This is a genomic window from Hydrogenophaga taeniospiralis (genome assembly GCF_020510445.1).
Taxonomy (GTDB): Bacteria; Pseudomonadota; Gammaproteobacteria; order Burkholderiales; family Burkholderiaceae_C; genus Hydrogenophaga.
Genome location: NZ_JAHBAG010000001.1, coordinates 2,098,043 through 2,113,474, shown reverse-complemented (window position 1 = coordinate 2,113,474; position 15,432 = coordinate 2,098,043). Strand labels below are relative to the sequence as shown.

The window sequence follows — 15,432 nt, the reverse complement described above, 5'->3', positions numbered from 1 at the left end:
CGCAACGCAGCCACAGGCTCAGCGGCGGCGCAGCCACCAGGCCATGGAGCCTTGCGCCAGCACCAGCGCGGTGTAGGTGGCCATCTTGCCGTCGCGGCCAAAGTACAACAGCCCGGCCAGCAGCACCAGCGCACCCACCCCCATCAGCGCCCACAGACCCGCCCGGGCACCCCAGCCCGAAGTGCGCGCACCTCGCCTGAGCATCAAGATCCAGAGCATCACGGCCACGGCAAAGGCCGGCGCCAGCAGGCCGGCAATGTGCCCCAGCAGAGCGAGAAATGTCATGAAATGTCCAATGGGCCGTCAATAAGGGATCAATTTTATAATCGGACCATGTCTGTCTGGACGCTCGGCATCAACCACCACACGGCTCCGCTCGATTTGCGGGGCCGCTTTGCGTTCGCACTCGACCAGATCCAGCCCGCGCTGCACGGCTACCGCCAGAGCCTGGCGCGCCAACCCGAAGCCACCCTGCTCTCCACCTGCAACCGCACCGAGCTGTACGGCGCGGGCGATCAGGCCGCGGTGGAACCCACCCTGGAGTGGCTGGCGCACACCGGCGGCGTGAGCACCGAGGTGCTGCGCGACCACGCCTACGTGCTGCGCGAAGACCAGGCGGCGCGCCACGCGTTTCGCGTGGCCAGTGGGCTCGACAGCATGGTGCTGGGCGAGCCCCAGATCCTGGGTCAGATGAAAGACGCGGTGCGCGCCGCCAACGACGCCGGCGCCCTGGGCACCACGCTGCACCAGCTGTTCCAGCGCTCGTTCGCGGTCGCCAAGCAGGTGCGCACCTCCACCGAGATCGGTGCGCACTCCATCAGCATGACCGCCGCCGCCGTGCGGCTGGCCTCCCAGCTGTTCGAGGACATCAAGGACATCCGCGTGCTGTTCGTCGGCGCCGGGGAAATGATCGAACTGGCGGCCACCCACTTCGCCGCCAAGACCCCGCGCAGCATGTCCATCGCCAACCGCACGCTGGAGCGCGGCGAAAAACTCGCGAGCCGCTTCGGTGCCGAGGTGATGCGCCTGGCCGAGGTGCCCGAGCGCCTGCACGAGTTCGATGCCGTCATCAGTTGCACCGCCAGCACCCTGCCCATCATCGGTCTGGGCGCGGTCGAGCGGGCGCTCAAAAAGCGCAAGCACCGCCCCATGTTCATGGTCGATCTGGCCGTGCCGCGCGACATCGAAATCGAAGTCAAGGCCCTGGACGACGTCTACCTCTACACGGTGGACGATCTCGCCGCTGTGGTGCAGACCGGCAAGGACAACCGCCAGGCGGCCGTGGCCCAGGCCGAGGCCATCATCGACGCGGGTGTGTTGAGTTTCATGCACTGGATGGAGCAGCGTGACCCCGCTGGCGGCATGGTGCCCCTGATCCAGCAGATCCACGCCCAGGCCGATCAATGGCGCAGCGCCGAGATGGCGCGCGCGCGCAAGCTTCTGGCCCGGGGAGAACCGGTGGAAGCCGTGCTCGAAGCCCTCTCACGTGGCCTGACGCAAAAGATGCTGCACGGCACCCTGGCCGAGTTGCGATCGGGCGACGCCCACACGCGCGCAGCCACCGCGCAGACCGTCTCGCGCCTGTTCCTGCGCGAGGAAGCGCCGAAACCCACCCGGGATTCCTAGGGCCGCTGGCCCGCCCGCCGCGGTCGCGCGCCCCTGCCAGCCGCTGGCACCCACCCTTTCCGCTGTCCGCGCCGGCAACCCGCTCCGTTCCCCCTGCTCTCCTCCACGCATGAAACCTTTTGTCCGCGACACCCTGATGCGACAGCGCGCCCGACTGCACGAGCTCGACGCGCTGCTGGCCGCACCCGACGTGGTGGACAACATGGAGCGCTTTCGCGCCCTGAGCCGTGAACACGCCGAGGTGGGCGCCATCGTGGCGGTGTTCAACCACTACCTGCAGCGTGAGGCCGACCGCGCCTCGGCCGAGGATCTGCTGCGCGACCCCGAGATGGCCGAGATGGCCCAGGAAGAAATCGCCGGCGCCAAGGTCGAACTGGAACAACTCAACGCCGAGCTGCAGCAGTTGCTGGTGCCCAAAGACCCGGACGACGAACGCAACGCCTTTGTCGAAATCCGCGCTGGCACCGGTGGCGACGAGTCGGCCCTGTTCGCGGGCGATCTGGCGCGCCTGTACACCCGCTACGCCGATACCCAGGGCTGGAAAACCGAGATCGTGAGCGAGTCGCCCAGCGAACTGGGGGGCTACAAGGAAGTGGTGCTGCGTATCGCCGGCCACGGTGTCTACGGGCAGCTGCGCTTCGAGTCGGGTGGCCACCGCGTGCAACGCGTGCCGGTCACCGAAACGCAGGGACGCATCCACACCAGCGCCGCCACCGTGGCCGTGATGCCCGAACCCGACGAGACCGAGGCCGTCAAGCTCAACCCCAGCGAGCTGCGCATCGACACCTACCGCGCCAGCGGTGCGGGCGGACAGCACATCAACAAGACCGACTCGGCCGTGCGCGTCACCCACCTGCCCACCGGCATCACCGCCGAATGCCAGGACGGCCGCAGCCAGCACAGCAACAAGGCCAAGGCCCTGCAGGTGCTGACCGCGCGGCTGCAGGAAAAGGACCGCAGCGAACGCGCCGCCAAGGAAGCCGCCACGCGCAAAGGCCTGGTGGGCACGGGCGACCGCAGCGACCGCATCCGCACCTACAACTTCCCGCAGGGTCGCCTCACCGACCACCGCATCAACCTCACGCTCTACAAACTGCTGCAGGTGATGGAGGGCGACCTGGGCGACGTGATCCATGCCCTGCAGGTCGCGCGCGGCACCGAGCTGCTGGCCGAGCTGGAAGGGAAGGCATGACCCCCCTGCGCCGCTTCGCGTCTTCCCCCCACAGGGAGGACGCACCCTGTGGCCCGGCGAAGCCGGTTCCACGGGTGCCCTGGAGGGCGCTTCCTCATTCCAGCACCATGGGCGCTTTTCGGCGACGATTGAAATGACGTTGACCGACGCCCTTCGACGGGCTGCGGCCGCCGGCCTGGACCGGCTGGACGCCCAGATGCTGCTGCTGCTGGCGCTGGACCGTGACCTGAATCACCGCGCCTGGCTGCTGGCGCACGACACCGACCCCCTGCCCGCCGAAGCCGCCACGCGATACGCCGACCTGGTGCACCGGCGCCTGGCCGGCGAACCGGTGGCCTACCTGGCGGGTGCCAAGGCGTTTTTCGGTCTCCATCTGCAGGTGGACCCGCGCGTGCTCGTCCCCAGGCCCGACACCGAAACCCTGGTGCAGTGGGCGCTGGACACGTTGGCGCCACCGCCCGTCCAGGCCCGCTTTCTGGATCTCGGCACCGGCAGCGGCGCCATCGCGCTGGCGGTGAAAGCTCAGCGGCCCGACGTGGCCGTGACCGCCACCGACGCCAGCGCCGACGCCCTGGCCGTGGCCCGTGCCAACGCCGAACGCCTGGGGCTGGCGGTGGACTTTCACCAGGGCTCGTGGCTGGCAGCGGTGCCTGGGCAACGCTTCGACGTGATCACGAGCAACCCGCCCTACATCGCCGAGGGCGACCCGCACCTGCCCGCGCTGCGGCACGAACCCCTCAGCGCCCTGACCGCCGGTGCCGACGGACTCGACGACATGCGCACCATCATCGCGCACGCCCACCACGCCCTACGCCCGGGGGGCTGGCTGCTGCTGGAACACGGCCACGACCAGGCGCAAGCCGTGCGCGGCCTGCTCGATCAGCAGGGCTTTGAGGCCGCGGTCAGTCGCACCGACCTTGCGGGCATTGAGCGCTGCAGCGGCGCCCGCTGGCCACAGCAGCGATAATCGGCGCTGTTTCCGGGTCGCAACGACCCGTCCCGATCAGGAGTATTTGCCATGAGCGACGCCCAGACCCGTATCGACCAACTGGTCAAGTCCAACGACATCGTGCTGTTCATGAAGGGCAACGCGAGCTTCCCCATGTGCGGCTTCTCAGGCCGCGCGATCCAGATCCTCAAGGCCTGCGGTGTCGACCCCAAAACGGTGAAAACCGTCAATGTGCTCGACGACGACGAGATCCGCCAGGGCATCAAGGAATACAGCAACTGGCCCACCATCCCGCAGCTGTACGTCAAAGGTGAGTTCATCGGCGGCTCCGACATCATGATGGAGATGTACGAGTCGGGTGAGCTGCAGCAGACCATCAACGGCCAGGCCTGAAGCCTCCCTCGTTCCAACCCGAGCCGCCTGCGGGCGGCTTTGTCTTTTCCGGCACATGGCCCCGTGCCGGTGCGTCTTTTCGCACACCCCCAGCCGTTGCGCGCAACTGCGGGCTTTTTGCCGGGCTTTTCGGCATTGAGGTCGGGCACGTCTTGTGCTTGAATGAAAACGCCGCCGAACCCCCACAAGGAGAACCGCATGAGCTCACGCAGCCTGGTCGCTTCACCCTCCCTCGGACTGCCCATCGCCCGGATGCGCAGCGTGTTCAGCGCCGACGAGGTCGAGCGCAAGCTGGCCCACCTGCAGGCCAGCGGCAACGAACGCGAGTACGAAACCTTGCGCAACACCTACCAGCGCATGCTCGAGCGCGGCCCGCAGCGCTTCGCCGTCAAACCCTCGGGCGTGCCCGACATGGCTCCGCTGTACGACCTGCTGCCCAATTTTGGTGAGGTGCTCGACGACGTGAAGCGCCACGTCGCGCTCAGCCAGGACAGCCGCGACAGCCTGGAAGTCACCCCCATCCTGCTGCTCGGCCCGCCCGGCGTGGGCAAAACTCATTTCGCCAAACAGATCGCCGACCTGCTGGGCACGAGCATGAGCCTGGTCCCGATGAGCTCGATGACGGCCGGCTGGCTGCTCTCGGGCTCCTCGTCGCAGTGGAAGGGCGCCAAACCCGGCAAGGTGTTCGAGGCGCTGGTGGACGGCCAGTACGCCAACCCGGTGATCGTGGTCGACGAAATCGACAAGGCCAGCGCCGACGCGCAGTACGACCCGCTGGGCGCGCTCTACAGCCTGCTGGAGCACGACACCGCGCAGAACTTCGTGGACGAGTTCGCCGACGTGCCGATCGACGCCAGCCAGGTGATCTGGATCACCACCGCCAACGACGAGCGCGCGATTCCCGAACCCATCCTCAACCGCATGAACGTGTTCGAGATTGCGGCGCCCTCACCCGAGGCGGCCCGCCGGATCGCTCACCACCTGTACCAGTCGATCCGTGGCGAACACGACTGGGGCCAGCGCTTCGAGCCCGAACCCGCCGACGATGTGCTGGACGCGCTGGCGACCCTGGCCCCGCGCGAAATGCGCCGGGCCCTCGTCACGGCGTTCGGCAATGCCCGGCTGGACGACCGCTACCGCGTTGAGGCGGACGACCTCCCCAGAGCGGGTGCTGGAAAGGCGCGCATCGGGTTTCTGCAGTAGACCCGTTTGCGCAGTGCGAACGGTTTTTCACACTTTCGGGAGCGGGCCTGGCGCAAGCTCCGGGAGGATCCAGTTGCGGGCCGCAGCGTACACCGCATTGGGGTATTCGGGCCGCCCCCGGCTACCGTTGTAGCGCCCCAGCGCCATATAGGTGTCCCCGCGTTCGCGGTCCAGGTAGTGACGCAGGATCACACAGCCAAAACGCAGGTTGGTCTGCATATTGAACAGGCGTGAGGCATCCCCATCGCCGATCAGCCGCGCCCAGAACGGCATGATCTGCATGTAGCCCCGCGCGCCCACACGGGAAATGGCGAATTTGCGGAACGCGCTCTCGACCTGGATCAGGCCGAGCACCAGGGTGGTGTCCAGCCCGGCGCGGCGCGTTTCGTACCAGACGGTCTGCAGGAACTCGATGCGGGTCTGGAAGTCCGGTTTGCGCTTCTTCAAGCGCTCGCTCATGACACCAAGCCAGCGCAGGTGGGCCAGGCGCTTTTCGGTGTCGGCAAACTCGGGCACCGGCGGCGCACTGCTGGCGATGGCGGCACTGAGCACCGAACGCACGGAGTCGGCCAGAGGCTCTTCCGCCTGGCGACCGGCCCATGCACTGCCCGGTGCCACCACCAGACCCAGGCTGCCCAGCCCCAGCGCGCCGGCGCTGGTCAACCAGTCGCGGCGTCGCAAGGTACCGTGGTCGAACCTGTTCACCGGACGCATCTCCCCACGGTCATGTGCCGATCCGGCCCTTCAGGAACCCCAGAATCTCGGCCACGGCCACCTTGGTCGCCGCGGCATCGCGGCGGTGCTGGTACTCGACCTGGCCTTCCTTGATGCCACGGTCGCCAATCGTCACGCGGTGCGGCACACCAATGAGTTCCCAGTCGGCAAACATGGCGCCCGGACGCTCGCCGCGATCATCCAGCAGCACGTCCACGCCGGCGGCCACCAGTTGTTCGTGCAGCTGTTCGGCGGCGGCCTTCACCTCGGGACTGCGGTCCATGCCGATGGGGCAGATCACCACCGTGAACGGCGCAATCGCGTCGGGCCAGATGATGCCGCGCTCGTCGTGGTTCTGTTCAATGGCGGCGGCCGGCAGTCGCGTGATGCCGATGCCGTAGCAGCCCATTTCGAAATGCGCGGGTTTGCCGTCTTCGCCAAGGAAGGTGGCGTTCATGGCCTGGCTGTATTTGCTGCCAAGGTAGAACACATGGCCCACCTCGATGCCACGTTCAATCGCCAACGCACCCTGTCCGTCGGGCGAGGCATCGCCTTCAACCACATTGCGCAGGTCGGCCACCTGATCGGGCTCGGGCAGGTCACGCCCCCAATTCACGCCCGTCATGTGGAAATCGGGCTCGTTGGCACCGCAGATCCAGTCGGCCATCACCGCCACCTCGCGGTCCACCACCAGCTTCACCGGCAGCTTCAAGCCGATGGGCCCCAGGTAGCCCGGCTTGCAGCCGAAGTGGGCGTCGATCTCGGACACCGTGGCAAAGCGGAAACCGGCGCCCAACCCGGGCACCTTGCTCACCTTGACCTCGTTCATGTCGTGGTCGCCGCGCAGCAGCAGCAGCCACACCTGGCTCTTCAAGATCTCGCCCGCCTCGTTGAGCGAGTCGGTGGCCAGCACGAGCGACTTCACGGTCGTGGCCAGCGGCACACCCAGCAGTTCGGCCACGCCGGCGCAGGTGCTCTTGCCCGGCGTGGGCGTCTTGGCCATGGCGTTGGCCGCCGCCGGGCGCGGGCCCGCGGGCGCCAGTGCTTCGGCCTTTTCCATGTTGGCCGCGTAGGCGCTGCCCGGGCAGTAGACGATGGCGTCCTCCCCGGTGGCGGCGATCACCTGGAACTCTTCGCTCAGGTCGCCACCGATGGCGCCGCTGTCGGCCGCCACGGCGCGGTAGCGCAAGCCGAAACGGTCAAAGATGCGGCGGTAAGCGGCGGCCATGACCTGGTAGCTGGCCTTGGCGGCGGCCTCGTCGCGGTCGAAGCTGTAGGCGTCTTTCATGATGAACTCGCGCCCGCGCATCAAGCCAAACCGTGGACGGCGCTCGTCGCGGAACTTGGTCTGGATCTGGTAAAAATTCTTCGGCAGCTGCTTGTAGCTGCGCAACTCCTGGCGAGCGATGTCGGTCACCACCTCTTCGCTGGTGGGCTGCACCACGAAGTCGCGGTCGTGCCGGTCCTTGATGCGCAGCAACTCGGGCCCCATCTTCTCGAAGCGCCCGGTTTCCTGCCAGAGTTCGGCCGGCTGCACCACCGGCATGGTGAGTTCGACCGCGCCGGCGCGACTCATCTCCTCGCGCACGATGGCCTCCACTTTCTGGATCACCCGCAACCCCATGGGCATGTAGCTGTAGATGCCGGCGCCCAGTTTCTTGATCATGCCGGCACGCGTCATGAGTTGGTGGCTGACCACCTCGGCATCGGCCGGGGCTTCCTTGAGGGTGGAGATGAAAAACTGGGAGGCTTTCATGGAAACGGCTGCCTGAGGCAGGATGGGTCGGATCAAAAAAGGGGAATCGGCTGAACGTCCGGTCGATGCCAGGTTGTGCCCCGACATCGGGATTTACCCCTCCCTGCGCGTCAACAGGTGGGCAATCACTTCGCAAGCCGCAGAGGGCGATGCATAATCCAGACAGTTCAAAAAATTGGGGTTGATTATGCTTGACAGAGAAGGCTTCAGGCCCAATGTCGGCATCATTCTGCTCAACCAGAGAAACCAGGTGTTTTGGGGCAAGCGGATTCGCTCGCACTCCTGGCAGTTTCCGCAAGGTGGCATCGACCGGGGCGAAACGCCCGAACAGGCGATGTACCGCGAGCTGCACGAGGAAGTGGGCCTTCAGCCCGAACACGTGTGCATCGTTGCCCGGACACGGGACTGGTTGCGCTACGAGGTGCCGGACCGTTTCATTCGCCGCGACGCGCGCGGTCATTACAAAGGCCAGAAGCAGATCTGGTACCTGTTGCGCCTGGTGGCACAGGACTGGCATCTGAACCTGCGCGCCACCAGCCATCCCGAGTTTGACGCCTGGCGCTGGCATGACTACTGGGTGCCGCTGGACGTGGTGGTGGAGTTCAAGCGGGGCGTGTACGAGATGGCGCTGACCGAACTGGCCCGCTACCTGCCCAAGAACGACAACCGCAACCGCTATCTGCGGGGGGGCGTGCGCCACCGCACGATCGAAGAAATGTCTGCGTCGATGCCTTGTACCGGCGTACCCGCTGGGCTGGAGTTGCCCCCCGGCGCATGCTTCGACCCCGACCCACAGACCGACATGCGCCCACAGGGCGTCACACACAAATGAATCCGCTACCCAAACCAGCGCGCCGCGGCGCGCTGGGCATCGTTCGCGCCTGTTGCATGGCGTTTGCCGCCTTGGCCTGCCCGGCCATGGCACAAAAGCCGTTCGCAGAAGCTCCGCAGGCCCTGACGGCGACCCCACCATCGTTCAATGTGCAACGCCTGCAGACCTTTGAGGCCTCACCCGGCTCGGCTTTGGTCTATGGCATCGATCCGGCCACCCTCGTCGTGGACAACCAGGGCGTGGTGCGGTATGTGCTGGTGGCCCGCAGCGCCAGCGGTGCGCTCAACGTCCTGTACGAAGGCATCCGGTGCCAGACGGCCGAGTTGATCACCTACGCGCGCTGGGACAACCGTTCGGCCTGGAACATTGACGAAGCCGCCGAGTGGCGCCCCCTGTCATCCTCCGGTTCGACCCGTCACGCGATGAGCCTGGCGCGCGCGGCGGTGTGCGACGGCCCCACCCCCAACGGTGATGCATCCAACATCCTTCGAACCTTGAAGCGCGGCAGCGCGCCTGAACGTTGAGATACAACGGCGCGCGCTCAACCGCGTGCCAGCACCAGGTTGTCGCGGTGGATCATTTCCGGTTCGGCGACATAGCCGAGCAGGCGCTCGAAGTCGCTGGAGGATTTGCGGCACAGGAGCCGTGCCTCTGAACTTGCGTAGTTGGCCAGCCCGCGGGCAATTTCTGCCCCGGCCGGATCACGCACAGCGATCACATCCCCGCGCGAAAACTCGCCCTCCACGGCGGTCATGCCGATCGGCAGCAGGCTCTTGCCTTCCCCCATGATCTTGCCTGCCGCACCCGCGTCGACCGTGACGGCCCCCCGCAGTTGCAGGTGGTCGGCCATCCAGCGCTTTCTTGCCTGGTTCTTCGGTGTCTGAGCCAGCAGGCAGGTGCCAATGGCTTCACCCTCGCACAGGCGCTGCAGGACCTGAGGCTCACGCCCCCAGGCAATGACGGTGGAGGCGCCCGAACCCGCCGCCCGTTTGGCCGCCAGAATCTTGGTGATCATGCCGCCCTTGCCGATGCCCGAGCCCGCGCCGCCGGCCATGGCTTCGAGCTGGGCATCTCCCGCACGCGCGACGTGCACAAACGTCGCGCTCGGATCACGACGCGGATCGGCCGTGTACAGCCCCCGCTGATCGGTCAGGATCACCAGCACATCGGCTTCCACCAGATTGGCCACCAGCGCGCCCAGCGTGTCGTTGTCGCCAAACTTGATTTCGTCGTTGACGACCGTATCGTTTTCGTTGATCACCGGCACCACGCCCAACTGCAACAGCGTGAGCAGGGTCGAGCGGGCATTGAGGTAGCGCTCGCGGTCGGCCAGGTCGGCATGGGTGAGCAACACCTGCGCACTGCCCACACCACACCCGCGCAACTTGGTCTCGTACATCTGCACCAGACCCATCTGCCCCACAGCCGCCGCCGCCTGCAGCTCATTGATTTCCTTGGGCCGCACCGTCCAGCCCAGGCGTTTCATGCCCTCGGCCACCGCACCGCTGCTGACCATGATCAGCTCGCGCCCCTGCTGGACCAGCGCAGCAAGCTGCTCACACCATTGTCCAATCGCCTCTTCGTCCAGGCCCCGGCCTTCGTTGGTCACCAGGCTCGACCCGACCTTGACCACAATGCGGCGCGCGGTCTTTAGCACGCCGGCCTGGTCCACCACGCCATTTGGATTCGTCACCACATCGCCCATGGGATTGTTTGTCTTGTACAGAGGGTTTCTGCCCTGCGCGCAGCGGTCATCAGACGCCGCGCGGGTCGTCCACGAAACGCGGGTCCACATCCACCGGTTGCTGATGCGACTGGAATTCCTTGGACAGGTATTCGTAGACCGACTGCACCAGCCGCTCACAGCCTTCGCGGGTCAGGGCAGATATCTCGAACACCGGCCCTTTGTACTTCAGTCGCTTGACGATGTCCTTGACACGGGTTTCGCGCTCATCGGCGCTCACCATATCCAGCTTGTTGAGCACCAGCCAGCGCGGCTTGTCGTACAGCTTCTGGTCAAACTTCTTGAGCTCCGCCACGATGGCCTTGGCTTGCACCACGGGGTCCACACCTTCGTCGAACGGCGCCACATCGAGCATATGCAGCAGCAACCGGGTGCGCTGCAGGTGACGCAGAAACTGGTGCCCCAGCCCCGCGCCCTCCGAAGCACCTTCGATCAACCCCGGCACATCGGCCACCACAAAACTCTTCTCAGGCGCGACCCGCACCACGCCAAGATTGGGATACAGCGTGGTGAATGGGTAGTCGGCAATCTTCGGTCGGGCATTGGAAATGGCGGCGATCAGCGTGGACTTGCCCGCGTTGGGCATGCCCAGCAGGCCCACATCGGCCAACACCTTCAGCTCCAGCTTGAGCGTGCGCTTTTCCCCCGCCCAGCCAGGCGTCTTCTGACGCGGCGCGCGGTTGGTCGAGCTCTTGTAGTGCATGTTGCCGAAGCCGCCATCGCCACCCTTGGCGATGGTGATCTGCTCGCCAGGCTGCAGCAGCTCGTGCAGCACCTCGCCGGTTTCGGCATCCGCGATGATAGTGCCCACGGGCATCTTCAACACGATGTCGTCGCCCTTGACACCGAACATGTCTGAGCCTTTGCCATGCTCGCCACGATGAGCCTCGAAACGCCGCGTGTAGCGAAAGTCCACCAAAGTATTCAGGCTGGCATCCGCCACCGCGTACACGTGGCCGCCACGGCCACCGTCTCCACCATCGGGGCCGCCAAATTCTTTGTATTTCTCATGCCTGAACGAGGCGCAGCCATTGCCACCATCGCCCGCAGCGACTTCGATCGTGGCTTCGTCTACAAATTTCATGACATGTATTCTCAGGAAAAACCAACACAAAAGGCCCGCATAGGCGGGCCTTTTGCAATCAAGACATCACCCGTGCGTTGCTGCGCCGATTCAAGGAATCCGGCAGCGGCACAGCGCCCCGTCTCAGACGGGCGTGATGCTCACCACGTGGCGGTTCAGTTCGCCTTTGACGGCGAAAGTGACATGCCCGTCAGCCGTGGCAAACAGGGTGTGGTCCTTGCCCAGACCCACGTTCACCCCGGGGTGAAACTTCGTGCCCCGCTGACGAACGATGATCGAGCCTGCGCTGACCAGCTCACCACCGAACGCTTTCACGCCGAGCATCTTGGGCTTGGAATCGCGCCCGTTTCGCGTAGAGCCGCCGCCTTTTTTCTGTGCCATGTTGACTTACTCCTCAGGCTGCGATCGACGAAATCTGCAGTTCGGTGAAATTCTGACGGTGACCTTGACGCTTCTGGTAGTGCTTGCGACGGCGCATCTTGAAGATGCTGACCTTGTCGTGCCTGCCATGCGCCAACACCGTGACCGTGACCGTTGCGCCGGAAACCAAGGGAGTGCCAACCTTGATTTCGGTGCCGTTGCCGACAGCCAGAACCTGGTCAAACACGATCTCTTGGCCCACATCCGCAGCAATCTGTTCTACTTTAATTTTTTCGCCAGCAGCAACACGATACTGTTTGCCACCGGTTTTTATGACCGCGTACATATGAACCTCTTGTAAAAAATCCACGAATGGATATTCAGCAGACCAAATTCCGCTGAACCTCTAATTTTAGCACGACCAGAATACCGCATCAAGTCGCAGCAGTCCGCCGCCGGCTTCATGGAGTGCGCGCACCCTGAGCCGCCCACACCGGCTTTCTATAATCGCGGCCTGCGCCCCAGACACCCCTCCTCAGACCGCTCGCATCTTGACCTCCACCTCACACCCCACATCCTCCCCTCTGGATTTGATCCATCCAGACATGCAACGGGTCGATCAGGTGATCGGCGAACGACTGACCACCGAGGTTCCTCTGGTCCGCGAAGTGGCCCAATACATCATTTCAGCGGGCGGCAAACGTCTGCGCCCTGCGCTGCTCCTGCTGGTCAGCGGCGCATTGGGCAGTCAGAGCCCACACCGCCACGCCTTGGCGGCGGTTGTTGAATTCATCCACACCGCCACCCTGCTGCACGACGATGTGGTGGACGAGTCGACCTTGCGCCGCGGCCGGGAGACGGCCAATGAACGGTTCGGAAACGCCGCCAGCGTGCTGGTGGGCGACTTTTTGTATTCACGCGCCTTTCAGATGATGGTGGATGTCAACGACATGCGGGTGATGCAGGTGCTGTCCGACGCCACCAATGTGATCGCGGAAGGCGAGGTGCTGCAACTCATGAACATGCACGACACCTCGCTGGACGAAGCCGCCTACCTACGTGTGATCCGCTCAAAAACCGCCAAGCTGTTCGAGGCCAGCGCCCGACTGGCCCCCATATTGATGGGCTCCGACCCGCACATTGAGGCCATCTGTGCTACCTACGGCCAAGCGCTGGGCACAGCCTTTCAGGTGATCGACGACGTGTTGGACTATGAAGGCAGCGCCGGCGAACTGGGCAAGAATCTGGGGGACGACCTGCGTGAAGGCAAGGTCACCCTGCCGATCATCTGCGCGCTGCGCACCGCCCCGGAAGCAGAACGCGCCTTGATTCAACAGGCCATTCAGCATGGAGATCTCACCCATCTGGACGACATCCTCTCCATCATTGTGCGAACCGGGGCTCTCACATCGGCCCGCAACAGCGCCATGACCGAGGCGCAAAGGGCCATTGATGCAGCCCGTCAGCTTCCCGCCAATGCCTACACCGAGGCTTTGCTACAATTGGCGGCTGGACTGCTGGAGCGACGCTCCTAAAGAGTTCTTGGAGACCTTCACGGCCTCCAAAAAGATTGGCCACCAAGGCCCATCGGGGTGTAGCTTAGCCTGGTAGAGCGCTACGTTCGGGACGTAGAGGCCGGAGGTTCGAATCCTCTCACCCCGACCAGATTTTCCCATTTCGCGAAACTGCGGGCCGTGGGCGCCCCAAAGAGGGCATGGCCCTACCGTTCCGCAACCTCCATACAACGCCAAATGCGCGCGGATGCGCATTTTCGACACAAGTTGCCTGAATAGTGGCGGCCAAGTCGTTGATTTACGTTAGATTACAGGTTTATGGCATCTGTCGACACGGTGATCCAAGAGACCCCTTCCATGGCCCTGCCCGGCCTTGGTCGTGCGCTGGTGTCGGCGGGAAAATTGGGGCAGAAGGCCGCCGAAGACCTGTACAAGAAAGCGCAGAGCAGCCGTAGCAGTTTTATCGCAGAACTGATCGGCTCAGGCTCGGTTTCCGCAGCGGACTTGGCCCACACCATGTCCACGGCTTTCGCCGCCCCGCTGCTGGATATGGATGCCATTGACGTCGAGCGATTGCCCAAAGGTTTGCTGGATGCGCGAATCTGCGCTGACTACCGTATCGTCGTCCTGAGCAAGCGGAACAACCGCCTGATGGTGGCCACGGCCGACCCTGCAGACCAGCAAGCGGCCGAAAAGATCAAGTTCGCGACCCAGATGGGTGTGGACTGGGTGATCGCAGAGTACGACAAGCTCAGCAAACTGGTGGAAGTCCAGACCACCACCGCCAACGAAGCGATGGACAACATCATCGGAGGCAGCGATTTCGAGTTCGACGACATGGTCACCGATACGGTGGTGGCCGACGCAAACGACAAGGCTTCAGAAGTCGACGACGCGCCAGTCGTCAAGTTTCTGCACAAAATGCTGCTCGACGCGTTCAACATGCGCGCCTCCGATCTGCATTTCGAGCCGTACGAACACAACTACCGGGTACGTTTTCGTGTCGATGGTGAGTTGCGGGAGATTGCCTCCCCTCCGATTGCGATCAAGGACAAGCTGGCTTCCCGTATCAAGGTGATCTCCCGCATGGACATCTCCGAAAAGCGGGTGCCCCAGGACGGGCGCATGAAGCTCAAGGTGGGGCCTGATCGGGTGATCGATTTTCGGGTCAGCACATTGCCGACGCTGTTCGGCGAGAAGATCGTGATCCGTATTCTGGACCCGAGCAGCGCCAAGGTAGGCATCGACGCGCTGGGCTATGAACCGGAGGAGAAGGCGCGGTTGATGAACGCCATCAGCCGGCCCTACGGCATGGTGCTCGTGACCGGACCCACCGGCTCGGGCAAGACGGTGTCGCTTTACACCTGCCTGAACATACTCAACAAACCGGGCATCAATATCTCGACGGCCGAGGACCCCTCCGAAATCAACCTGCCGGGCGTCAATCAGGTCAACGTCAACGAAAAAGCAGGGCTGACCTTTGCGGCGGCCCTCAAGGCATTCCTGCGCCAGGATCCCGACGTGATCATGGTTGGTGAGATTCGCGATCTGGAGACCGCTGATATCTCCATCAAGGCGGCTCAGACGGGCCACATGGTGCTCTCGACCCTCCACACCAACGATGCGCCGACCACGCTCACGCGGATGATGAACATGGGCATTCCCACGTTCAACATCGCTTCCAGCGTGATCCTGATCACGGCACAACGTCTGGCGCGCAGGTTGTGCGCCACCTGCAAGGCACCGTTGGACGTTCCTCGCAAGGCTCTGATGGATGCCGGGTTCAAAAGCGAAGACTTGGACGGCACCTGGACGCCCTACAAACCGGTGGGTTGCTCAGCATGCAACAACGGCTACAAGGGGCGCGTCGGTATCTATCAGGTCATGCCAATTTCCGAAGAAATCCAGCGCATCATTTTGCGGGGCGGAAGCGCGCTGGACATTGCCAAGCAGGCCAGCGCCGAAGGTGTGCGCACCCTGCGCGAATCGGGACTGCTTAAGGTCAGACAAGGCATGACCTCGCTGGAAGAAGTTCTGAGCGTTACCAACGAATGAGTTCACGCTA

16 protein-coding genes and 1 tRNA gene are annotated in these 15,432 nt (G+C 64.3%); 10 read left to right on the top strand and 7 right to left on the bottom strand.

Features of this window, described 5'->3' with window-relative positions; all coding sequences use genetic code 11:
* Positions 1 to 18: 18 nt before the first annotated feature.
* Positions 19 to 285, bottom strand: coding sequence for a hypothetical protein (locus KIH07_RS10155; RefSeq protein WP_226491852.1), 267 nt, complete (start codon positions 283 to 285; stop codon positions 19 to 21).
* A 48-nt stretch (positions 286 to 333) separates the two neighbouring features.
* Between KIH07_RS10155 and hemA the strand changes: the two genes are divergently transcribed.
* The 5 genes from hemA (at position 334) to KIH07_RS10130 (ending at position 5,363) form a co-directional block, all read left to right on the top strand.
* The gene (hemA, locus tag KIH07_RS10150) at positions 334 to 1,626 is read left to right on the top strand and encodes a glutamyl-tRNA reductase (protein ID WP_226491851.1); all 1,293 of its coding nucleotides are present in this window, start codon (positions 334 to 336) and stop codon (positions 1,624 to 1,626) included.
* Between the two features lie 109 nt (positions 1,627 to 1,735).
* Positions 1,736 to 2,818: a peptide chain release factor 1 gene (prfA, locus tag KIH07_RS10145; protein WP_226491850.1), complete on the top strand. Its 1,083-nt coding sequence runs from the start codon at positions 1,736 to 1,738 to the stop codon at positions 2,816 to 2,818.
* Positions 2,819 to 2,951: 133 nt separating this feature from the next.
* Positions 2,952 to 3,785, top strand: coding sequence for a peptide chain release factor N(5)-glutamine methyltransferase (gene prmC / locus KIH07_RS10140; protein ID WP_226491849.1), 834 nt, complete (start codon positions 2,952 to 2,954; stop codon positions 3,783 to 3,785).
* A gap of 51 nt (positions 3,786 to 3,836) precedes the next feature.
* A complete protein-coding gene (gene grxD / locus KIH07_RS10135) occupies positions 3,837 to 4,160 on the top strand; it encodes a Grx4 family monothiol glutaredoxin (protein WP_226491848.1) in 324 nt (107 codons plus the stop codon).
* Between the two features lie 198 nt (positions 4,161 to 4,358).
* The gene (locus KIH07_RS10130; RefSeq protein ID WP_226491847.1) at positions 4,359 to 5,363 is read left to right on the top strand and encodes an AAA family ATPase; all 1,005 of its coding nucleotides are present in this window, start codon (positions 4,359 to 4,361) and stop codon (positions 5,361 to 5,363) included.
* Between the two features lie 27 nt (positions 5,364 to 5,390).
* Here the strand turns inward: KIH07_RS10130 and KIH07_RS10125 are convergent, their stop codons facing one another.
* Positions 5,391 to 6,068 (bottom strand): lytic transglycosylase domain-containing protein, encoded by a 678-nt coding sequence (locus KIH07_RS10125; RefSeq protein ID WP_413465729.1) that lies wholly within the window; start codon positions 6,066 to 6,068, stop codon positions 5,391 to 5,393.
* A 19-nt stretch (positions 6,069 to 6,087) separates the two neighbouring features.
* Positions 6,088 to 7,833, bottom strand: a complete 1,746-nt coding sequence (locus KIH07_RS10120) for a proline--tRNA ligase (protein ID WP_226491846.1) — start codon at positions 7,831 to 7,833, stop codon at positions 6,088 to 6,090.
* 187 nt (positions 7,834 to 8,020) lie between these two features.
* On the opposite strand from KIH07_RS10120, the gene KIH07_RS10115 reads away from it, so the two are divergent.
* Positions 8,021 to 8,665, top strand: coding sequence for an RNA pyrophosphohydrolase (locus tag KIH07_RS10115; RefSeq protein WP_226491845.1), 645 nt, complete (start codon positions 8,021 to 8,023; stop codon positions 8,663 to 8,665).
* Positions 8,662 to 9,189, top strand: a complete 528-nt coding sequence (locus KIH07_RS10110) for a CNP1-like family protein (RefSeq protein WP_226491844.1) — start codon at positions 8,662 to 8,664, stop codon at positions 9,187 to 9,189. Before KIH07_RS10115 ends, KIH07_RS10110 begins: the two co-directional genes overlap by 4 nt.
* 17 nt (positions 9,190 to 9,206) lie before the next feature.
* On the opposite strand, the gene proB is transcribed toward KIH07_RS10110, so the two are convergent.
* From proB to rplU, 4 genes are all read right to left on the bottom strand, one after another.
* On the bottom strand, positions 9,207 to 10,370 hold the full coding sequence (gene proB, locus KIH07_RS10105) for a glutamate 5-kinase (protein ID WP_226491843.1): 1,164 nt from the start codon (positions 10,368 to 10,370) through the stop codon (positions 9,207 to 9,209).
* 49 nt (positions 10,371 to 10,419) lie between these two features.
* Positions 10,420 to 11,493 carry an Obg family GTPase CgtA gene (gene cgtA / locus KIH07_RS10100; RefSeq protein ID WP_226491842.1) on the bottom strand — a complete coding sequence of 358 codons (1,074 nt, stop codon included), beginning with the start codon at positions 11,491 to 11,493 and terminating at the stop codon, positions 10,420 to 10,422.
* A gap of 123 nt (positions 11,494 to 11,616) precedes the next feature.
* Positions 11,617 to 11,874 (bottom strand): 50S ribosomal protein L27, encoded by a 258-nt coding sequence (gene rpmA / locus KIH07_RS10095; RefSeq protein WP_068174371.1) that lies wholly within the window; start codon positions 11,872 to 11,874, stop codon positions 11,617 to 11,619.
* A 13-nt stretch (positions 11,875 to 11,887) separates the two neighbouring features.
* Positions 11,888 to 12,199, bottom strand: a complete 312-nt coding sequence (gene rplU / locus KIH07_RS10090) for a 50S ribosomal protein L21 (protein WP_068174372.1) — start codon at positions 12,197 to 12,199, stop codon at positions 11,888 to 11,890.
* Positions 12,200 to 12,458: 259 nt separating this feature from the next.
* Here rplU and KIH07_RS10085 point away from each other — a divergent pair, with 259 nt between their 5' ends.
* The 3 genes from KIH07_RS10085 to pilB all read left to right on the top strand — a co-directional run bounded on the left by KIH07_RS10085 (position 12,459) and on the right by pilB (position 15,422).
* Positions 12,459 to 13,388, top strand: coding sequence for a polyprenyl synthetase family protein (locus KIH07_RS10085; protein ID WP_226491841.1), 930 nt, complete (start codon positions 12,459 to 12,461; stop codon positions 13,386 to 13,388).
* 53 nt (positions 13,389 to 13,441) lie between these two features.
* Positions 13,442 to 13,518 (top strand) — tRNA-Pro (locus tag KIH07_RS10080).
* 167 nt (positions 13,519 to 13,685) lie between these two features.
* Entirely contained in the window at positions 13,686 to 15,422 is a 1,737-nt protein-coding gene (gene pilB, locus KIH07_RS10075) for a type IV-A pilus assembly ATPase PilB (protein ID WP_226491840.1), read from the top strand.
* Positions 15,423 to 15,432 lie beyond the last annotated feature (10 nt).

Bases quoted from the DNA above. Each gene is read 5' to 3' on its own strand.
- KIH07_RS10155 (WP_226491852.1), bottom strand. From the start codon at position 285: ATGACATTTCTCGCTCTGCTGGGGCACATTGCCGGCCTGCTGGCGCCG.
- hemA (WP_226491851.1), top strand. From the start codon at position 334: ATGTCTGTCTGGACGCTCGGCATCAACCACCACACGGCTCCGCTCGAT.
- prfA (WP_226491850.1), top strand. From the start codon at position 1,736: ATGAAACCTTTTGTCCGCGACACCCTGATGCGACAGCGCGCCCGACTG.
- prmC (WP_226491849.1), top strand. From the start codon at position 2,952: ATGACGTTGACCGACGCCCTTCGACGGGCTGCGGCCGCCGGCCTGGAC.
- grxD (WP_226491848.1), top strand. From the start codon at position 3,837: ATGAGCGACGCCCAGACCCGTATCGACCAACTGGTCAAGTCCAACGAC.
- KIH07_RS10130 (WP_226491847.1), top strand. From the start codon at position 4,359: ATGAGCTCACGCAGCCTGGTCGCTTCACCCTCCCTCGGACTGCCCATC.
- KIH07_RS10120 (WP_226491846.1), bottom strand. From the start codon at position 7,833: ATGAAAGCCTCCCAGTTTTTCATCTCCACCCTCAAGGAAGCCCCGGCC.
- KIH07_RS10115 (WP_226491845.1), top strand. From the start codon at position 8,021: ATGCTTGACAGAGAAGGCTTCAGGCCCAATGTCGGCATCATTCTGCTC.
- KIH07_RS10110 (WP_226491844.1), top strand. From the start codon at position 8,662: ATGAATCCGCTACCCAAACCAGCGCGCCGCGGCGCGCTGGGCATCGTT.
- proB (WP_226491843.1), bottom strand. From the start codon at position 10,370: ATGGGCGATGTGGTGACGAATCCAAATGGCGTGGTGGACCAGGCCGGC.
- cgtA (WP_226491842.1), bottom strand. From the start codon at position 11,493: ATGAAATTTGTAGACGAAGCCACGATCGAAGTCGCTGCGGGCGATGGT.
- rpmA (WP_068174371.1), bottom strand. From the start codon at position 11,874: ATGGCACAGAAAAAAGGCGGCGGCTCTACGCGAAACGGGCGCGATTCC.
- rplU (WP_068174372.1), bottom strand. From the start codon at position 12,199: ATGTACGCGGTCATAAAAACCGGTGGCAAACAGTATCGTGTTGCTGCT.
- KIH07_RS10085 (WP_226491841.1), top strand. From the start codon at position 12,459: ATGCAACGGGTCGATCAGGTGATCGGCGAACGACTGACCACCGAGGTT.
- pilB (WP_226491840.1), top strand. From the start codon at position 13,686: ATGGCATCTGTCGACACGGTGATCCAAGAGACCCCTTCCATGGCCCTG.